A 17,718-nucleotide genomic window follows, 5' to 3' on the forward strand; every position below is an offset into this window, starting at 1 on the left:
TCGGTTATCGCTTTCAGGCCCTGACGACAATCGTCAAGCGGCAAAGGCCTTGATGAAGTCTTCGATCTGAAGCGTCAGGTTCTGGGTTCTGACCGCTACAGTCTTCACAGCATCACTCACCTCGTTGGCCGCATCGGTCGAACGCTGTGCATTGCCCTCAAGGCCGGATACGCTGCGGGTTGCCTCCTGGGTGCTGGAAGACGCCTCATTAACCCCGCGGGCAATCTCACCGGTCGCAGCGCTCTGCTCGGTCACGGCAGAGGCAATGGCCGTCGTTTCTTCGGTGACGTTGCCCATGATTTCGGAAATTTCCTGGATGGATGTCGCCGCTTCCGTGGTCGCTCCCTGGATCGCCGTTATCTGCTGGGTGATGCTTTCGGTCGCCTTGGCAGTCTGGCTTGCAAGAACCTTCACTTCATTGGCGACCACCGCAAAGCCCTTGCCGGCCTCGCCCGCACGCGCCGCCTCGATCGTCGCATTCAGCGCCAGCAGATTGGTCTGTTCCGCAATGGTGGAAATCAACTGAACGACTTCGCCGATTTCCTGGGCCGCGGCCGAAAGCGTTCCGACCTTTGCATTTGTCTCCTGCGTCGTCTCCGCAGCTTCAGCGACCACGGCGGTTGTGGAGGTTACGCGCTGATTGATTTCCTCGATCGAGGCGGAGAGTTCCTCAGCCGCCGATGCGACGGTCTCGACATTTGCCATCGCCGAACTCGAGGCGGCGGAAGCCCCCTGAGCGTGCGATGTCGTATCCTGGGCCACGGCGATCAGACTGCGTGCGGTGTCTTCCAACTGTGCCATGGTCTGGTTCACGTCGACGATCAGTTCGGAGACCTCCGAGCGGAACTTCGCGGCCAGTTCTTCGCGGGCCTGCACGCGCTCCATGCGCTCCGCGTCGAGCTTCGCCTGTGCCGCCGCCAGCCTGTTCCGTTCGACGGCACTGTCACGCAAGACGTGAATGGAATTGGCAATGCCACCGATTTCATCCTGTCGTTCGGCTTCGGCGAGGGTGACGTCATAGTCGCCGTCAGAAATCCGCAAGACCGCCCTGGATACCTTTGTCAGCGGCTGGATCACGAAGCGCATGAAGCCAAAGGCGGCGGCAATGGTAGCGATAAGAGAGAGGAGGATATTGGCATAGGCCATCATGTCCATTCGCCGGGCCGCGGTCCGGTTTATTCCGGCCTCCTTCGTAATCAATGCCCGCTCTTCTTCAATATGTGCGGAGCGGGTCTGTACCGCTACGTCGAGAGCTTCCGTCAACGCCTCCGCAGTTGCATCGAATTTTGCCATCATCCTGTTGCCGCCGGCCGGGCCTTCGGCAACATAGGCTTCGGCCATGGCCTTGCCGGTGTCGTAATAGGCGGGGAAACGGTTGCGTATTTCCTCGATCTGGCCCGCGAGGACCGTGTAGCCCAGTTGCTTGGAGATCTCCGAAGCCTTGCGGCTGTCGGCATCGAACCGGGCTGCAAATTCCGCTGCGGTGTCGAAACCGTCATTGAGACCATCCAGGCCCCGCATTGCGGATATGTCCGTCAGCCACTGCTGCACCTGCACGATGTCAAACTGCGTGTCCTTGAGCAGAATGGTCAGATCCAGACCAAGTCCGGAGAAACGCAACGCATCTTCCGCGATGTCTTCACCCGTCTTCTCGAGCGAGCGAACGAACTGCAGGGACACCAGATTCATTGTGCCGATCACAATAATGAACACGGCAATCGCGCAAATCACTTTGGCCTTCAAGGTTCGGAAATTCATTACAGCCCTCATCCTGAGCACATTCACGTGCTTTTCAAGTTTGCCTCAGACGGCTTCCTCTGCGTCGCTTGAATGAGAATTAGCCCGTAAAAAGTGCTTAAATAGTTAATTTGTTCAGCTTTATGAAAAACCTTTCCACGAATAAAATCACATATTTATCGATAATTCAGGTTTACTTATATATTTTCGAAATCAACCCTAGGTATTTTTCCGAATAATTAAAAGTGGACACAAAGAAAAACGCCGAGCAAATGCCCGGCGTTCATTTCAACTCATGCTCACATCGCCCCAGCCGGAGGCACCCTCACCTCAGAGTCCGGGGACGCCGAAATGCGCTACTTCATCGCCTGCAGGACAGAGACATAATTGGCGACCGCAGCACCGCCCATGTTGAAGATGCCGCCGAGTTGGGCGTTCTTCACCTGGATGTCTCCGGCTTCGCCGAGAAGCTGCATGGCGGTCAGGACGTGCATCGATACGCCGGTCGCGCCGATCGGGTGGCCTTTTGCCTTGAGGCCGCCGGAAGGGTTGACCGGCAGTTTGCCGTCCATCTCGGTCCAGCCTTCCATGATCGCGCGGGAACCCTCACCTTCCCCGGTCAGGCCCATGGCCTCGTATTCAATGAGTTCGGCAATGGTGAAGCAGTCATGGGTTTCGACGAAGGACAGGTCGTCGAGCGTGAGGTTCGCATCGCCGAGCGCCTGGCCCCAGGCCTTCGAGCAGCCTTCGAACTTCAGGATGTCGCGCTTGGACATGGGCAGGAAGTCCTGAACATGCGACATCCCACGGAAGGCCACCGCCTTTTTCATGCCAAGCGCCGTTGCCGGATCGGTCAGCACGAGCGCCGCGGCCCCGTCGGACACGAGCGAGCAGTCGGTGCGCTTCAGCGGACCCGCGACGAAGGGGTTCTTGTCGCTTTCGGCCCGGCAGAATTCAAAGCCGAGATCCTTGCGCATCTGGGCATAGGGATTGTTGACGCCGTTCTTGTGGTTCTTCGCCGCGATCTTGGCGAGCGCGTCCGACTGATCGCCGTATTTCTGGAAATAGGCGTCGGCGATCTTGCCAAAGACACCGGCAAAGCCGGCCGGAATGTCGCCTTCCTCTTTCAGATAGGATGCCTTCAGAAGGTTCTTGCCGATTTCCGGACCGGGCGTCGTGGTCATCTGCTCCACGCCGACCACGAGAACGAAGCGGGCGTTGCCGCTGGCGATGGCGCGCACACCCTGGTGGACAGCGGCGGAACCGGTCGCACAGGCGTTTTCGACGCGGGTTGCCGGTTTGAAGCGCAGCGCCGGATCCGCCTGCAGCACCAGCGAAGCGGTGAAGTCCTGGGCGGAGAAACCGGCGTTGAAATGGCCGAGCAGGATTTCATCCACGTCTTCCGGCGCAATGCCGGCATCATGAATCGCATCCGTCGCCGCCTTGACGATCAGGCTCTCGACGGTCTCTTCGCTATGTTTTCCAAACGGCAAATGCGCCCAACCTACAATGGCTGCGGTCATCTCGATCTCCTCCCGTTTCGTTGTCGCAAGGACAACGCGGCTCACAAAACCTCACTGCAGCATGATACCGGTTTTGAAAAACGTCCATGCTGCATTGCATCAGACGGCGCAGAGATTTCCACCTTGAGAGGGTCTTGACAAGAGCCAAGTGACCAAAAGGTCATATAATTTATTTTTATCATTATATTTCAGACACTTAAATTATAGACATTCCGCCGATTCCGAGTTGGCCACACCCCGGCCGCAGGTATGAATTCCGGTATTTTGCCATGCATCAACAAAGTCTTCACAACACTGTCATGCAACACCTGCACAGTTTCGTCGTTGCAAAAAGACTTTCCTTTGCGACTTTTCACAGTTCAGGCCGGCCTCTTCCAGGGGCCGGTCTTTTTCTTTACGTCATCTGTGCACGCGCCGGAGTTCTTTTCCAGATTTGGCTTCTTTCAACTGCGATCAGGCTGCACGCCACCCGAAAGGCGCGGTGATTCCCACTTTCAAATTCCGCGCCGGGATTCTAAAGAGACGCTCTCAGGTTATACAAAACCGGGTTCGGCACCGCATTTCCGTTCCCCATCCATTCAATGCCGCCTGACAGGAAACAGGGTCCCCCTCTTCGATGACATCTCCCCTTCCCCTATCGGTCTTCATCATTGCAAAGGACGAAGCCGACCGGATCGGACTTACGATCAAAAGCGTTTCCGGCTGGGTGGATGAAATCATCGTCATCGATAGCGGTTCGACGGACGACACGGTCGCGGTCGCCGAGGCTCTGGGAGCCCGTGTGATCCACAACGACTGGCCGGGTTACGGTCCGCAGAAGCGGTTCGGTGAGGATCAGTGCCGGAACGATTGGCTGTTGAACCTGGATGCGGACGAAGAAGTCACCCCTGGTCTGGCGAAGGAAATCCAGGCCAAATTCGCTGACGGCTCCTACCGCGACGCGGATGGTTGGCGGATCATGATCCGCGACGTCTTTGCGCATGAGGACGCACCGGCGCCCTGGGCTTACGGCTACCACCAGATCAGGCTCTACGACCGGACCAAGGGACGTTTTGCGGTTTCGACAGTTCATGACACGGTTCGCCCGGAGCCCGGCACAGTGATCAAGTCACTGGACGGCATCATCGGGCACCGTTCTGTCCGGTCGCTTGATTTCCAGGTCCGAAAATACAACCGGTATTCGAACATGCAGTTGGCCGACATGCACGGCCGGGGGCGCAGGTTTTCCCGCTGGCGGCTTTTGTTCGAATTTCCAGGCGCCTTCTTCAAGGCCTATGTGCTGCGCCGCTACTGCCTCCACGGCTGGTGGGGGTTGATCCTGTCGGTCAACTACGCCCACGCCCGGTTTTTGCGGGTTGCCAAGGATTATGAAGCCGAACTTCTGGAGAAGTCCCGAGGCTCCGGCCGCTGATCCGGCTCAGGCATTCACCGCTTTCGGCTCTTCTTCCAGCTTGACCGCACGATGCACGCGGATCGGCTGACGCACGCCTGAGACCTTGTCGAATTGCTCCAGCCTGCGGATCGTCGTCTCCGTCAGTTCGTGGCCGCTCGACAGCACCAGTTCATGCGTGCCTTCGGTCAGGGCGTCGTCGATCAGAATATCGCCGGGCTTCAGCGCCCGGATGTAGCAGGCCGTGATCTTGCGCTTCTGCGGCGCTTCCACCTCGTCGAGCAGGCAGGCCTTGGCGATTTCAAGAAGATGCGGATCATATTGCTTTTTGTTGATTGTCAGCGCCTCGAAGGCGGCCGCATCCACGCCGGTCTCCGGGCTTGCGTACCAGAGGTCGGTCAAGAGCTTGATGATGCGCGAATTGAGCGGGATGTCCTTGGCCGTGGGCCCGTCCTCGGGGAAACCGGACCCGTCGAAGCCTCGTCCGGACAAATAGAGGACATCTGCGACCCTCTCCAGTTGCGGAATGTTCTGCAGGAGATGCTTGGTCTGCGCCGGCGCCGTCGCCAGAACGCGCCGCTCCTGATCGGTCAATGTCTTCGCCGCCCGGTAGCGTCCCAGGATTTCCCTCGGCAGCAAGGCTTCGCCGAGGGGCGAAAACATCACCGCCATTTCCAGTTCCCAGGTCCGTTTGATCGAGAGTTTCTTGGCGATCTTCAGCGCCTGAGCACGCATGATCGGCGTCCGCCGGAATGCCTCGGTATGAAACAGGGCAAGCATTTCGATCAAAAGCTTGACCGACCCGGATAGGGTCTTTTCCAGCATCTGGCGCTCATAGGTGAGCTGGGCATAGTGGGCCAATGCACCATCGACCGCCGCCGTCAATTCGGTGGCGGAACACGGCTTGTTGAGGAACATGAATATATGCCGCTCATTGACCGCTTCCTTCAGCCGGTCGACCGACGTCTCGGTGGTCAGGATGATCCGGGAAGCATGAGGTGCAAAGGCTTCGGAGGCATGAAGGAAGGCCGAGCCGCCCCGACCCGGAACATTGAGGGCCGTGACGATGACGGAAACACCGCCGTTTTCCTTGAGCCATTTCAGGGCGCTTTCGGTTTCGGCAAAGGTGATGACCTGAGCCTTGTCCTGAAACAGACGGACGAAAGCTTCCAGGACCTTGGTGTCAGTGTCGACGACCAGTATCTGATCAGGTCTTTTGCGTTCCATCCGAAGCCTCCCAGGCTGTCGCTTCTGCTTTCCACACCTTCTGGTTCAAGACCAATGTAAGCATCGTGAAAACGTCTTTCGACACCTTAAGCCGAATTTCTTTTCTCCTATCCTCCTATACGAAAATAATTACTAAAAAATAGTATTTTCAATAATTTACAGAAAATTACTTATTCGCAATTATTACAATAACAATTTAAATAAAATCATCACCAAAGAAGGCACCTTCCGATTTGTTTCACCAGGTACGTGCTGATAAATTCGGTTATAAGGCCAGCATGTTGGATGTTCTTATCGTTGGCGCCGGACCAGCCGGCCTTTATGCGGCCGACAGGATATCGGCCGAGGGATTTTCAGTGCGCGTGGTGGAGAGGATGCCCTCCCCGGCCAGGAAATTCCTGATGGCAGGACGTGGTGGCCTCAATCTGACCCACAGCGAAAACCTGAACGATTTCAAGCACAGCTACCGGGAAGCGGAGGATTTCCTTGCGCCGATGCTCGATGCCTTTTCGCCCGACGACCTGCGGCGCTTGTGTCACGAGCTGGGCGAGGACACGTTTGTCGGCTCGAGCGGTCGGGTCTTTCCGAAAAAGATGAAGGCCTCGCCGCTTCTGCGCGCCCTGCTCAAGCGGCTGGAGCGGAACAGGGCCACCCTGCAGACCCGGTGGACCTGGACCGGCATCGCGAAGGACGGGACAAGTCAGTTCATCAGTGAAACCGGCGCCGTGCACGAGATCCGCGCTCGTGCGACCTTGCTCGCCCTTGGCGGAGCGAGCTGGCCGCGCCTCGGCTCGAATGCGGCCTGGGTTCCGGCGCTGGAAACACACGGCATCGAAATCCACCCCTTCAGACCGGCCAATTGCGGCTTTCGGGTTGCCTGGAGCCCTCATCTGACCGACCGGTTCGCCGGCACGCCGCTCAAACGCATTCGCCTTTCTCTGGGCGACAGGACCGTTCTCGGGGAAGCCTTGCTGTCCGAACAGGGCATTGAGGGCGGGGCGGTCTACGCCTTGTCCGCCGAAATCAGGGGTGCACTTGAAACATCCGGCAAGGCGGCTCTCGTGGCAGACCTGAAACCGCAGATGTCCCTTGATAAACTTGTCCTACGGCTGTCGGCGGGACGGGGAAAACAGTCCCTGTCGAATTTCCTGCGCAAGGCGGCCGGGCTGTCTGCCGCCGAAATCGCCCTCATCCGGGAAGCCGGCCGGATGCCGGACACCCCGGAAGACCTGGCCCGGCTGATCAAATCGGTGCCCATCCCCGTCAACGCTCCTTATGACATCGACAGGGCGATTTCGTCCGCCGGCGGGATTGCGCTTGAAGAAGTCGACGCAAACCTGATGCTGAAGAAACTGCCGGGCGTCTTTGCCGCCGGCGAAATGCTGGATTGGGAAGCCCCGACCGGCGGCTATCTGCTTCAGGCGTGCTTTTCCATGTCCGACCGGGCCGCCAGGGGCATTCTGGAATTGCTGAAAACGGCAAGAGAGGCCACCACCGCATGACCGTTCTTTATGTCGATGCCGATGCCTGCCCGGTGAAGGAGGAAGCCGTCCGGGTGGGCGAACGCCACGGAACGCCGATCAGGATCGTCAGCAACAGCTGGATGCGGCTGCCGGAAAGCGACCTGGTCGAACGGGTGATCGTGCCGGAAGGCCCGGATGAGGCGGACAACTGGATTGCCGAACGTGCGGGGACAGGAGATGTGGTGGTGACGGCCGATGTTCCGCTTGCCGCGCGCTGCGTGAAGAGGGGCGCGCTGGTGATTTCGCCGAACGGCAAACCGTTTCGGGAAGACGGGATCGGAATGCGACTCGCCATGCGGAACCTGAACACGCATCTGCGCGAAACCGGTGAGATCCGCGAAGGCGGACCTGCGTTTACAAAGGCCGACCGGTCCCGGTTTCTCAATCAGCTCGAAACGATCATGCGGGCCGCCAAACGCCTGTCAACGGAACAAAAATAATCCCCCGGCGCGGTCTTTTTGACCGTCGCCGGGGGCTTCAAGCCGGTTTGCGCCCGTGCTTGTTGATTTCAGGTTAGCGGCAGAACTTCCGGTAACCGGAATAGGTCACGAAATAGCCGGTGTTCGGGTTGAACGACCGGTACTTGGACGAGCAGTACCGGTACCATGCAGGCGTCCACGGCTCGGGATGCGCGTAGTAGACCGGAGCCGGAGCCGGGTAATAAGCCGGCGGCGGCGGCGCATAGTAGCGGCGCTGGTACTGCGAACCTACGATGGCGCCGGTGGCCAGGCCGATGACGGCACCGGCGGCGAAGGCGCCATTGCGGCCGTTCTTGGCATCCGCGGTCTGGACGGAAACCGTCATTGCGGAAGTGGCGATAACGGCGACGGCCAGGGTGGTAGCTGCGACTTTCGTGAACATGGTGATACTCCTCTGTCAGATCTCTTCTTGAACGCGGTGTGCGCGTTCGCTGCTTTCATCTGCGGGACGGGGTCTCCGTCGATGGATAAACCCTAAGGCAGGGCCCGGGTTCCTGCTGTGATGGCCGTCACATGCGGACCGGTTTTGAAAAAAAACCGGAAAATGGCGGACAGGGTTAGCAATTGGTGAAAATCGATGGCCGCCTGCACCGGGACGCCGGAACCCGCCGGAGCGCCACGTGTCGCGCCGCTATCGTCCGCACCCGCCAAAAAGACTTGCCCCCGGCGCAGTCCTTACGACCGGCGCCAGGGGCAAAGGCTGTTTTGCGGCAAGCTGCCGCTCGTTAGCGGCAGAATTTGCGATGACCGGAGAAGGTCACGAAATAGCCGGTATTCGGGTTGAACGACCGGTATTTGGAGGAGCAGTACCGGTACCATTGGGGCGTCCAGGGTGCCGGACGGTAGTAGACCGGAGCTCCGTACCGCGGACCGCCGTAGAACGGACCGACATAGACACCGGGATACCAGCGGTGACCGTGATGCCAACGGTGGCCGTGGTGACCCTTGTGGCCGTGATAGCCGCCGCCGGCAAAAGCCGTGGTTGCGCCTGCGGACACAAGAACCGAAGCAGCAACGGCTGCAGCAATGGTCGTTTTCATTGCGATCTTCTTAAACATAACCGTACTCCAATATAAATTTTTCTATATTCCCTATGCTCCACCTCAATGGCGGGACCTTCCTTCAACGATTACAACTTTACGATTCAGGTCCGTTACGTTCTGTGATCATCATCACATGACACCTATATTTCATTTTTTCTTTTCCTGGATATTTATAATGCATGTGGACCCGTCGAGCGGGATACCCTTCCGCAGGGGCAAAATCAGTCAGGCTGCCGGATTTACGGCCCGGAATCGGGATGCGGGTGCTTGTAAAGAAGTGCGGTCCGCCTTACATTTCTGTCATCGGCAATTGATTTGCCGATCGGGACACGAAATAGACCCGGTAAAGACTGTTTTCGGTAGGCCATGGCGGCAACCTGCCATCCTGCTCTGAATTTCGACGCTTTTCCGTTTCTAGCTGACTGCTCGTTTTTGTGAGCCTTGCGGCATGGCTAGGGGGCTCGCACCACTTAACGGAAAGGTTTCCAAATGCGCGAAAGCGGCACCATCAAATTCTTCAACTACGACCGTGGCTTCGGCTTCATCACGCCTGAAAACGGCGGCAAGGATGTGTTCGTTCACATCACCGCCTTCGAGCAGGCCGGCATTCCGGCGCCGGAAGAAGGCGCCAAGGTCACCTATGTGACCGAAGACGACCGGCGCGGCCGCGGCAAGCAGGCTGCCCAGCTCGAAATGGCCTGATCGGCCTGATATTTCGATCCCAATGGATTGACGAAACGCCGGTGCGCTCGCGCCGGCGTTTTTGTTTGTCCGGGTTTACAACAGGTCATCGCCTGTGCGCTTCGGGTCATAGGCGTTGCGCAGATCCTCAAGCGCCTTCATGCGCGTCTGGCTGCGTTCGGCATTTTCCTGGGTCACGCCAGCAATCAGGAGCTCCGCAATCGCCATCAGGGCGGTGCTGGAATCCCAGGGGGACGGAACCGCCACGCGGGCGGGAAGGACATGGGCCGCGATCCGGCCGATCGGCGACATCCAGCTGTCCGTGATCAGGCCCACGGTCACGCCCTGGCGGGCGGCGGCTTCCGCAAAGCGGACGATTTCCGCCTGATAGCGGCGGATATCGAAGACGACCAGGACATCTTTCGGCCCCATGCCGATCAGCTGATCGAGCCAGTTGCCCTGCTGACCGGCCACATGCACCACGTTCGGCCGAACGATCCTGAGGTGGGCGGCCATGTAGCGGGCCAGGGCATCGGTGAACCGTCCGCCGAGCAGATAGACGGTGCGTTTCTCGTCGGCCAGGATCCGGATCAGGCTCTGCAGTTCGCCTCGTGGCAGATGGGCGAAGGTTTCACGCACATTTTCCACCAGCTTGTCCATCAGCGGATCGCCGTCGACGGACGCATCCGTTTCCATCACGGAACTGCGGGCGAGCGGTGAGTTCAGCTGGTTTTCCAGTTCTGCGCGCAAACGCGCCTGAAAGTCGGCGAAACCGGGAAACCCCAATCGGGCAACGAACCGCAAAATCGTGGGCGAACTGACCCCTGCAGCTTTCGCGAACTGGGCCACGGTCCCAAGTCCCTGCATCGGGTAATTGGCCAGGAGCGCATGGGCAGCCTTGCGTTCGGTCGCGGTGAACTCGTCGAGCCGCTCGCGGATCTCTTCCAGCAGGGGTGGTATCATGGCTTCCCTCCCACTCCGCGTGCCTAAGATTTCCATTTGACTTCGCCGCAAAGTGTGTATCAAATAATACAAGGTTTGATTGTTGACGCAATCCTGTAACAAAAAATACAAACGTTAACAGTCGCATAAAACCTGACGAGGGGACTTGATTGATGGCAAGCGTTCTGCCGGCCGATGGTGGAGATGCGCCGGTCGCCGTGGAAAATCCCGGTGGCACCGGACCGTTCGTGCTGGTGTGCGATCATGCCAGCAACCGGATGCCCCCCGTCTATGGCGGACTGGGCCTAACCGACGCGGACCGGGTGGCCCATATCGCGTGGGATCCGGGCGCGCTCGGCGTCTCTCTCGAACTCAGCCGCCTCCTCGATGCACCGCTGATCCATTCAACGCTGTCCCGCCTGCTGGTCGACTGCAACCGGGACCCGTCAGCGGTCGACCTCATTCCCGAAATCAGCGAACTCACCGTCATTCCCGGCAACCGGAACCTCGCAGCGGACGAGCGCGCGCGCCGGATCGCGCAGGCGCACACACCGTTCCACGCAGCGATTGACGCGGTTCTGGATGAACGCCAGCGCCTGGGTCGGCCGACGGTCCTGGTATCGGTTCACACGTTCACACCCGTCTACAAGGGCGTGCATCGGGATTGCGAAATCGGCCTGATTTCGGGCAAGGACCGCCGCCTTGCCGACCCGGCACTCGCCCTTCTGAAGGAACGGTCGAACTGGCAGGTCGGCGACAACGATCCGTATTCGCCGGCGGACGGCGTCTATTACACGCTCACCCGGCACGGGGAAGACCGGGGCCTGGTGCCGCTGATGATCGAGATCCGCAATGACCGGGTGAAAACGCCGGAAGCGGAAATATCCTGGGCGACCCTTCTTGCAGGCGTTATGACGGATGCCCTGAAGCTGGCTCTGCCCGGAAAGGCCGGAGGTGTAAATGCCTGATCCGCAAATGCAGTCGAAAACGGTACACGGCCAGAGGGGATAAGCCATGCCAAAATTCGTACGGCAATACGTACGCTTCGTCGACGCCGTCAATTATCGCGTCGGCCGCTTTTCGATGTATCTCCTGTTCGTCCTGATGGGCATCCTCTTGTGGTCATCGGTCACCAACGTGTTCAGGCACAACGCGATCTGGACGCTGGAAATGGCCCAGTTCACCATGGTCGCTTACTATATGCTCGGCGGCCCCTACTCGCTGCAGCTAGACTCCAACGTGCGCATGGACCTGCTCTACCATCGCTGGTCCGACAAGACGCGGGCCTGGGTCGATGCCTTCTCCATCTTCGCGCTGATGTTCTATCTCGGCGTGCTGCTCTACGGCGGCGTGGAAAGCACCGTCTATTCGCTTGAATATGCCGAGCGAAGCCCAACGGCGTGGCGGCCCTATATCGCGCCGATCAAGATCGTGATGGTGATCGGAACGCTGCTGATGCTGATGCAGGCGACTTCGATCTTCTTCAAGGACGTGGCCCGGGTGCGCGGGGAAGAACTCTGATGTCCTACAACATGATCGCCATCCTGATGTTCAGCACGATGATGCTGATGATGATGACGGGACAGCGTGTCTTCGGCGCGATCGGCTTCGTGGCCGTGTTGTCGTCGGTGCTTTTGTGGGGCGTCGGCGGGTCAGACCTCGCCTTCGCGGCCTCCATGAAGCTGATGAAATGGTATCCGCTGCTGACCCTGCCGATGTTCATCTTCATGGGCTACATCCTGTCGGAAAGCCGGCTGGCGGACGATCTCTACAAGATGTTCCATGTGTGGATGGGGCCAATACCGGGCGGCCTTGCCATCGGCACGATCCTGCTGATGGTCGTCATCTCGGCCATGAACGGACTGTCGGTTGCCGGTATGGCGATCGGCGCGACCATCGCGCTGCCGGAACTTCTCAAACGAAACTACGACAAGCTGATGGTGACCGGGGTCATCCAGGCCGGCTCGTCGCTCGGTATCCTCGTGCCGCCATCGGTGGTTCTGGTGCTTTATGCGATGATCGCGCGTCAGCCCGTCGGTCAGCTGTGGCTCGCCGGCGTGTTCCCGGGCCTTTTGATGGCGGCAATGTTCATCGGCTACATCTGGATCCGCTGCAAGATCACCCCCAGCCTCGGCCCGACACTGGCGCGCGAGGAACTGGAAAAGATCACCTGGAGCGAAAAACTGCAGTTGCTCAGGGCCGGCATCCTGCCGCTGGTGATCTTCGTCACCATGATGGTGCCGTTCGTCATGGGCTACACCAGCCTGGTGGAAAGTTCGGTCGTCGGCGCGCTGGCCTCGGTCTTTGCCGCCGTGGTCAAGGGCCGCTTCACGCGCCAGGTGTTCGAGACCTCGACCCGCGAGACGCTGGCGATCTCGTGCATGTTCATGTGGATCATCGTGGCGGCCCTTGCCTTCGGCGCCGTCTTCGACGGCCTCGGCGCAGTCAAGTCGATCGAAGGTTTCTTCGTGGAACAGCTCGGCCTGAAGCCGTGGCAGATCCTGCTCCTGATGCAGCTTTCCTATCTGATCATGGGAACGTTCCTGGACGACACGGCCATGCTGGTGATCGTGGCGCCGCTCTACGTGCCGCTGGTCCGGGCGCTCGGCTATGACCTGATCTGGTACGGCGTGCTCTACACAATCACCTGTCAGATCGCCTACATGACGCCGCCGTTCGGCTACAACCTGTTCCTGATGCGCGCCATGGCGCCGCCGGAAATCAACATCCACGACATCTACCGGTCGATCATTCCGTTCGTCCTGGTGATGATCGCGGCACTGGCCATCGTTACCGCGTTCCCGGAGATCGCGCTGTGGCTGCCGCACCACGTCTACGCCCGATGACAAAACCTGAGGGGCGGCACGAACCGCCCCCGCTCACACCCATGCCAGAGGACTAAAACTGGAGGTAGGACCATGACACAGACCAGACGTAACTTTCTGAAGACCGGCGCCCTGGCCGGCGCCGCAACGCTCGCAGCACCGGCGGTGCACGCGCAGTCGGCACCGATCAAGTGGCGCATGCAGACCTATGCCGGCCCGGCACTCGCCGAAGAGGTGGTCAACAAGTGCGTTGCCCAGTTCAACGAGATCGCCAAGGGCCAGATGGAAATCGAACTCTTCTACGCGGACCAGCTGGTGCCGACCGGCGAACTGTTCCGCGCCATGCAGAAGGGCACGATCGACGCCGTGCAGTCCGATGACGACTCCATGGCCTCGCCGACCGAAGTAACGGTGTTCGGCGGGTATTTCCCGCTCGGCCTGCGCTACTCGCTGGACGTTCCGGCGCTGTTCAACCACTGGGGTCTCGACGAGATCTGGAAGGAAGAATACGCCAAGGTCGGCGTCAAGCACATCTCGGCCGGTTCGTGGGACCCGTGCAACTTCGCCACCCACAAGCCGATCACCAAGCTCGACGACCTGCAGGGCCTGCGGATCTTCACCTTCCCGACCGCCGGCCGCTTCCTGTCGCGCTTCGGCGTCATTCCGGTCACCCTGCCGTGGGAAGACGCGGAAGTGGCGCTGCAGACCGGCGAACTTGACGGCATCGCATGGTCGGGCATCACCGAGGACTACACCTCGGGCTGGGCCAACGTGACGGAGTACTTCCTGACCAACAACATCTCGGGTGCCTGGATCGGCCACTTCTTCGCCAACATGGACCGGTGGAACGAAGTGCCGGATCACCTGAAGACCCTGATGGAAGTCTGCTTCAATTCCTCGCACTACCATCGCCAGCACTGGTACTGGAACGGCGAGGCCAACCTGCGCGTCAACAAGGACAAGCTGAAGTCGACGACGATTCCCGACAGCGAATGGGCCAAGGTAGAAGACGAAGCCCACAAGTTCTGGGACGAAATCGCCGCCGAAAGTCCGCTCAAGGCCAAGGTCGTCGATATCTTCAAGAAGTACAACGCGACCATGGTCAAGGCAGGCACGCCGTACCGCTGCGGCTAAGCATTGCTGCGCACTGCCGGTCCGGGGCCTTGCTCCGGACCGGTTCCCTGACATAAAGACAGTTACCCTCTTCAGAACGGACCAAATCCCAAATGGCTGGCAATCTGACATTCGATGCGCTCAAGGCTGCGGTTTCAAAGGACGAAATCGACACCGTCCTCACGTGTATCGTCGACATGCAGGGCCGGCTGATGGGCAAGCGGTTCCATGCGCAGCACTTCATCGACAGCGCCTTTGAGGAAACCCATTGCTGCAACTACCTGCTGGCCACCGACCTGGAGATGTACACGGTCGAAGGCTATGCGGCGACGAGCTGGGCCGGCGGCTACGGCGACTACGTGATGAAGCCCGACCTTTCGACGCTCAGGCTGGTGCCGTGGCTGGAAGGCACCGCAATGGTCCTGTGCGATCTCCTCGATCACCACACCCATGAGGAAGTCGCCCATGCGCCGCGCACCATGCTCAAGAAGCAGATCGCCCGCCTGAAGGACCTCGGCTTTACCGCCAAATGCGCGACCGAACTGGAGTTCTTCCTGTTCGAGAAAAGCTACGACGACATGCGCAAGTCCGGCTTCCGCGACCTGGAGCCGATTTCCGGCTACAACGAGGATTACCACATCCTGCAGACCACCAAGGAAGAGGCGGTCATGCGCCCGGTGCGCAACCACCTCTACAAGGCGGGCATTCCGGTCGAAAACACCAAGGGCGAAGCCGAGACGGGCCAGGAAGAACTCAACATCCGCTATTCGGAAGCGATGAACTGCGCCGACTATCACACCATCGCCAAGCATGCTGTGAAGGAAATCGCCTGGGCCAACGGACGCTCCGCGAGCTTCCTGGCCAAATGGCGGGCCGACAAGGTCGGCAGCTCGACCCACATTCACCAGTCGATCTGGAACGAGGCGAACGAGAATGCGTTCCACGACCCGTCCGGCGACCACGGCATGTCCAAGCTCATGCGCCAGTACATGGCCGGGCTGATCAAATATGCGCCCGACTACACCTATTTCCTGGCGCCTTACATCAACAGCTACAAGCGGTTCCAGAAGGGCACCTTCGCGCCGACCAAGACGGTCTGGTCCGTCGACAACCGCACCGCCGGGTTCCGGCTTTGCGGTGACGGCACGAAGGCGGTCCGCGTCGAGTGCCGTATCGGCGGATCCGACCTCAATCCCTATCTGGCGATCGCCGCCCAGCTTGCCGCCGGCATCCGGGGGATCGAGGAAAAACTGGACCTCGACCCGCCGGCCTCCGGCGACGTCTACGAGGCAAAGCGCGCCCGGGAAATCCCGGGAACCCTGCGCGACGCGCGCGAAACGATGCGCAAGTCGAAAATGCTGCGCGAGGCCTTTTCCGACGCGGTGATCGACCACTACGCCCGGGCGGCGGAATGGGAGATCGAGGAATTCGACCGCGTCGTGACCGACTATGAAATTGCCCGGGGCTTCGAGCGCGCCTGACCCCGGGCTCAACATTCTGAAACTGACGCAAACCGCACTGTATGCGGTCTTTTGAGGTGCACCATGTCTGAAGTCATCAAGCTCGTCTCTCCCGTTGACGGCTCGGTCTTTGCGGAACGTCCCGCACTGGACGAGGCCCAGGTGGAGAAAGTCGTCTCGCTTGCCCGCACGGCACAGATTGACTGGGCCAACACGCCTATTGCCGAGCGCTCCGCCTACTGCCTGAAGGCGCTGGATGCGCTGAAGGCGATGAACGACGAGATCGTTCCCGAACTTGCCTGGCAGATGGGCCGCCCGGTCCGCTTCGGCGGCGAATACGGCGGCGTCGACGAGCGCACCCGCTACATGGCCAATATCGCCGAGGACGCGCTGGCCGATCATATCCCGACCCACAAGCCGGGCTTCACCCGCTACCTGAAGCATGTGCCGCTTGGCATCGTCATGGTGATCGCGCCCTGGAACTATCCGTTCATGACCGCGATCAACACCATCATGCCCGCACTCATGGCCGGTAACGTGGTGATCCTGAAGCATGCCGCCCAGACGCTTCTGGTCGGCGAGCGGCTTGCCAAGGCCTTCGAGATGGCCGGCCTGCCCAAGGGTATCCTGCAGAACATCGTGCTCACCCATGCGGGCACGGAGAAGCTGCTCGGTTCCGGCCTGATCGACCACATCAATTTCACCGGGTCGGTTGCCGGCGGACGGGCGATCGAAAAGGCGGCCGCGGGCACCTTCGCGACCCTCGGCCTGGAGCTTGGCGGCAAGGACCCGGCCTATGTCCGCGCCGATGCGGATCTCGACTATGCCATCGGCAACCTGGTCGACGGCGCCTTCTACAATGCCGGCCAGTGCTGCTGCGGCATCGAACGCATCTATGTCCAGGAAAGCCTCTACGACCGCTTCGTCGACGGCTTCGTCGACCTGACCAGCCAGTACAAGCTCGGCAATCCGCTGGACGAGGAAACCACCCTCGGACCGATGGCCCAGGCCCGCTTTGCCGCCTGGGTGCGCGAACAGACGGACGAGGCCCTGCGCAAGGGCGCAAAGGCCCACATCGACATGTCTGCCTTCCCGGCGAACAAGGAAGGCACGCCCTATCTGGCGCCGCAGGTGCTGACCGACGTCAACCACCAGATGTCGGTGATGCGCGAGGAAAGCTTCGGCCCCGTGGTCGGCATCATGAAGGTCAAGGACGATGAGGAAGCCCTGCAGTTCATGAACGACAGCCCTTACGGCCTCACCGCCTCGATCTGGACGGAAGACGCCGAAGCGGCCGCCGAGATCGGCGACAAGGTCGAGACCGGCACGGTGTTCATGAACCGTTGCGACTATGTCGACCCGGGCCTCGTGTGGACCGGCGTCAAGGACACCGGCAAGGGTGCCGCCCTTTCGGAAGTGGGCTTCCACAACCTGACCCGGCCCAAGTCTTATCACTTCCGGGTCGAGCACTAATCGAAAGGATGCGGCGTGACTGGCCGGACGGAACAAGAGCCTTTCGTCAACCTCCCTTCTCCCCCCTTGAGGGGGAGATGTCTCCGGCAGGAGACAGAGGGGGGTAGCAGCCTTGCCGCATCCTCATACGTCCCGAATTGCCGAGGCGCCGTTTACCCCCCTCTGTCACCTTCGGTGACATCTCCCCCTTGCATGTTGTGTTTGGGTCAAATCGATGAAGATTTGGCTGATCCCCGGAGGTTGGCCGACCTCCGGGGATCGGATGGCCGGGACCGTAATCCCCATGGCCAAGAACCGTCCTT

Annotated in this window: 16 protein-coding genes; 10 read left to right on the top strand and 6 right to left on the bottom strand. The window is 59.9% G+C overall.

The genetic code is table 11. The features are described 5' to 3' along the window. Nucleotides 1–33: 33 nt before the first annotated feature. Together HK439_RS08025 and HK439_RS08030 are read right to left on the bottom strand one after the other, a co-directional pair. Entirely contained in the window at nucleotides 34–1,689 is a 1,656-nt protein-coding gene (locus HK439_RS08025; RefSeq protein ID WP_190290874.1) for a methyl-accepting chemotaxis protein, read from the bottom strand. A gap of 404 nt (nucleotides 1,690–2,093) precedes the next feature. Beyond that, the gene (locus HK439_RS08030; protein WP_190290875.1) at nucleotides 2,094–3,260 is read right to left on the bottom strand and encodes an acetyl-CoA acetyltransferase; all 1,167 of its coding nucleotides are present in this window, start codon (nucleotides 3,258–3,260) and stop codon (nucleotides 2,094–2,096) included. Between the two features lie 616 nt (nucleotides 3,261–3,876). Here HK439_RS08030 and HK439_RS08035 point away from each other — a divergent pair. Beyond that, nucleotides 3,877–4,671, top strand: coding sequence for a glycosyltransferase family 2 protein (locus HK439_RS08035; RefSeq protein WP_190290876.1), 795 nt, complete (start codon nucleotides 3,877–3,879; stop codon nucleotides 4,669–4,671). 6 nt (nucleotides 4,672–4,677) lie between these two features. Here HK439_RS08035 and HK439_RS08040 read toward each other — a convergent pair whose 3' ends face one another. Then, on the bottom strand, nucleotides 4,678–5,877 hold the full coding sequence (locus tag HK439_RS08040) for an HD domain-containing phosphohydrolase (protein ID WP_190290877.1): 1,200 nt from the start codon (nucleotides 5,875–5,877) through the stop codon (nucleotides 4,678–4,680). A gap of 278 nt (nucleotides 5,878–6,155) precedes the next feature. On the opposite strand from HK439_RS08040, the gene HK439_RS08045 reads away from it, so the two are divergent. Together HK439_RS08045 and HK439_RS08050 are read left to right on the top strand one after the other, a co-directional pair. After that, a complete protein-coding gene (locus HK439_RS08045; RefSeq protein ID WP_190290878.1) occupies nucleotides 6,156–7,379 on the top strand; it encodes an NAD(P)/FAD-dependent oxidoreductase in 1,224 nt (407 codons plus the stop codon). Then, nucleotides 7,376–7,840 carry a YaiI/YqxD family protein gene (locus tag HK439_RS08050; RefSeq protein ID WP_190290879.1) on the top strand — a complete coding sequence of 155 codons (465 nt, stop codon included), beginning with the start codon at nucleotides 7,376–7,378 and terminating at the stop codon, nucleotides 7,838–7,840. The genes HK439_RS08045 and HK439_RS08050 overlap by 4 nt, the downstream gene beginning before the upstream one ends. A 73-nt stretch (nucleotides 7,841–7,913) precedes the next feature. Here the strand turns inward: HK439_RS08050 and HK439_RS08055 are convergent, their stop codons facing one another. Together HK439_RS08055 and HK439_RS08060 are read right to left on the bottom strand one after the other, a co-directional pair. Then, complete coding sequence (locus HK439_RS08055) at nucleotides 7,914–8,267, bottom strand: BA14K family protein (RefSeq protein WP_419247579.1); 354 nt, start codon at nucleotides 8,265–8,267, stop codon at nucleotides 7,914–7,916. Nucleotides 8,268–8,604: 337 nt separating this feature from the next. Continuing rightward, entirely contained in the window at nucleotides 8,605–8,919 is a 315-nt protein-coding gene (locus tag HK439_RS08060; RefSeq protein WP_235987683.1) for a BA14K family protein, read from the bottom strand. Nucleotides 8,920–9,411: 492 nt separating this feature from the next. Between HK439_RS08060 and HK439_RS08065 the strand changes: the two genes are divergently transcribed. Continuing rightward, nucleotides 9,412–9,624, top strand: a complete 213-nt coding sequence (locus HK439_RS08065; protein ID WP_190290882.1) for a cold-shock protein — start codon at nucleotides 9,412–9,414, stop codon at nucleotides 9,622–9,624. A gap of 75 nt (nucleotides 9,625–9,699) precedes the next feature. Here the strand turns inward: HK439_RS08065 and HK439_RS08070 are convergent, their stop codons facing one another. After that, entirely contained in the window at nucleotides 9,700–10,566 is an 867-nt protein-coding gene (locus tag HK439_RS08070; protein WP_190290883.1) for a MurR/RpiR family transcriptional regulator, read from the bottom strand. 152 nt (nucleotides 10,567–10,718) lie between these two features. On the opposite strand from HK439_RS08070, the gene HK439_RS08075 reads away from it, so the two are divergent. From HK439_RS08075 to HK439_RS08100, 6 genes are all read left to right on the top strand, one after another. Then, entirely contained in the window at nucleotides 10,719–11,513 is a 795-nt protein-coding gene (locus HK439_RS08075) for an N-formylglutamate amidohydrolase (RefSeq protein WP_190290884.1), read from the top strand. A gap of 46 nt (nucleotides 11,514–11,559) precedes the next feature. Next, nucleotides 11,560–12,066 (top strand): TRAP transporter small permease subunit, encoded by a 507-nt coding sequence (locus tag HK439_RS08080; RefSeq protein WP_190290885.1) that lies wholly within the window; start codon nucleotides 11,560–11,562, stop codon nucleotides 12,064–12,066. After that, nucleotides 12,066–13,391, top strand: a complete 1,326-nt coding sequence (locus HK439_RS08085) for a TRAP transporter large permease (RefSeq protein WP_190290886.1) — start codon at nucleotides 12,066–12,068, stop codon at nucleotides 13,389–13,391. The genes HK439_RS08080 and HK439_RS08085 overlap by 1 nt, the downstream gene beginning before the upstream one ends. A gap of 72 nt (nucleotides 13,392–13,463) precedes the next feature. Next, a complete protein-coding gene (locus tag HK439_RS08090) occupies nucleotides 13,464–14,504 on the top strand; it encodes a TRAP transporter substrate-binding protein (RefSeq protein ID WP_190290887.1) in 1,041 nt (346 codons plus the stop codon). A gap of 92 nt (nucleotides 14,505–14,596) precedes the next feature. Next, complete coding sequence (locus tag HK439_RS08095; RefSeq protein WP_190290888.1) at nucleotides 14,597–15,964, top strand: glutamine synthetase family protein; 1,368 nt, start codon at nucleotides 14,597–14,599, stop codon at nucleotides 15,962–15,964. A 63-nt stretch (nucleotides 15,965–16,027) separates the two neighbouring features. Then, the gene (locus HK439_RS08100) at nucleotides 16,028–17,416 is read left to right on the top strand and encodes an aldehyde dehydrogenase family protein (RefSeq protein WP_190290889.1); all 1,389 of its coding nucleotides are present in this window, start codon (nucleotides 16,028–16,030) and stop codon (nucleotides 17,414–17,416) included. Nucleotides 17,417–17,718 lie beyond the last annotated feature (302 nt).

The sequence above is a fragment of the Roseibium aggregatum genome, from assembly GCF_014692675.1.
Taxonomy (GTDB): Bacteria; Pseudomonadota; Alphaproteobacteria; order Rhizobiales; family Stappiaceae; genus Roseibium; species Roseibium aggregatum_C.

Bases quoted from the DNA above. Each gene is read 5' to 3' on its own strand.
- HK439_RS08025 (WP_190290874.1), bottom strand. From the start codon at position 1,689: ATGAATCTGGTGTCCCTGCAGTTCGTTCGCTCGCTCGAGAAGACGGGT.
- HK439_RS08030 (WP_190290875.1), bottom strand. From the start codon at position 3,260: ATGACCGCAGCCATTGTAGGTTGGGCGCATTTGCCGTTTGGAAAACAT.
- HK439_RS08035 (WP_190290876.1), top strand. From the start codon at position 3,877: ATGACATCTCCCCTTCCCCTATCGGTCTTCATCATTGCAAAGGACGAA.
- HK439_RS08040 (WP_190290877.1), bottom strand. From the start codon at position 5,877: ATGGAACGCAAAAGACCTGATCAGATACTGGTCGTCGACACTGACACC.
- HK439_RS08045 (WP_190290878.1), top strand. From the start codon at position 6,156: ATGTTGGATGTTCTTATCGTTGGCGCCGGACCAGCCGGCCTTTATGCG.
- HK439_RS08050 (WP_190290879.1), top strand. From the start codon at position 7,376: ATGACCGTTCTTTATGTCGATGCCGATGCCTGCCCGGTGAAGGAGGAA.
- HK439_RS08060 (WP_235987683.1), bottom strand. From the start codon at position 8,919: ATGAAAACGACCATTGCTGCAGCCGTTGCTGCTTCGGTTCTTGTGTCC.
- HK439_RS08065 (WP_190290882.1), top strand. From the start codon at position 9,412: ATGCGCGAAAGCGGCACCATCAAATTCTTCAACTACGACCGTGGCTTC.
- HK439_RS08070 (WP_190290883.1), bottom strand. From the start codon at position 10,566: ATGATACCACCCCTGCTGGAAGAGATCCGCGAGCGGCTCGACGAGTTC.
- HK439_RS08075 (WP_190290884.1), top strand. From the start codon at position 10,719: ATGGCAAGCGTTCTGCCGGCCGATGGTGGAGATGCGCCGGTCGCCGTG.
- HK439_RS08080 (WP_190290885.1), top strand. From the start codon at position 11,560: ATGCCAAAATTCGTACGGCAATACGTACGCTTCGTCGACGCCGTCAAT.
- HK439_RS08085 (WP_190290886.1), top strand. From the start codon at position 12,066: ATGTCCTACAACATGATCGCCATCCTGATGTTCAGCACGATGATGCTG.
- HK439_RS08090 (WP_190290887.1), top strand. From the start codon at position 13,464: ATGACACAGACCAGACGTAACTTTCTGAAGACCGGCGCCCTGGCCGGC.
- HK439_RS08095 (WP_190290888.1), top strand. From the start codon at position 14,597: ATGGCTGGCAATCTGACATTCGATGCGCTCAAGGCTGCGGTTTCAAAG.
- HK439_RS08100 (WP_190290889.1), top strand. From the start codon at position 16,028: ATGTCTGAAGTCATCAAGCTCGTCTCTCCCGTTGACGGCTCGGTCTTT.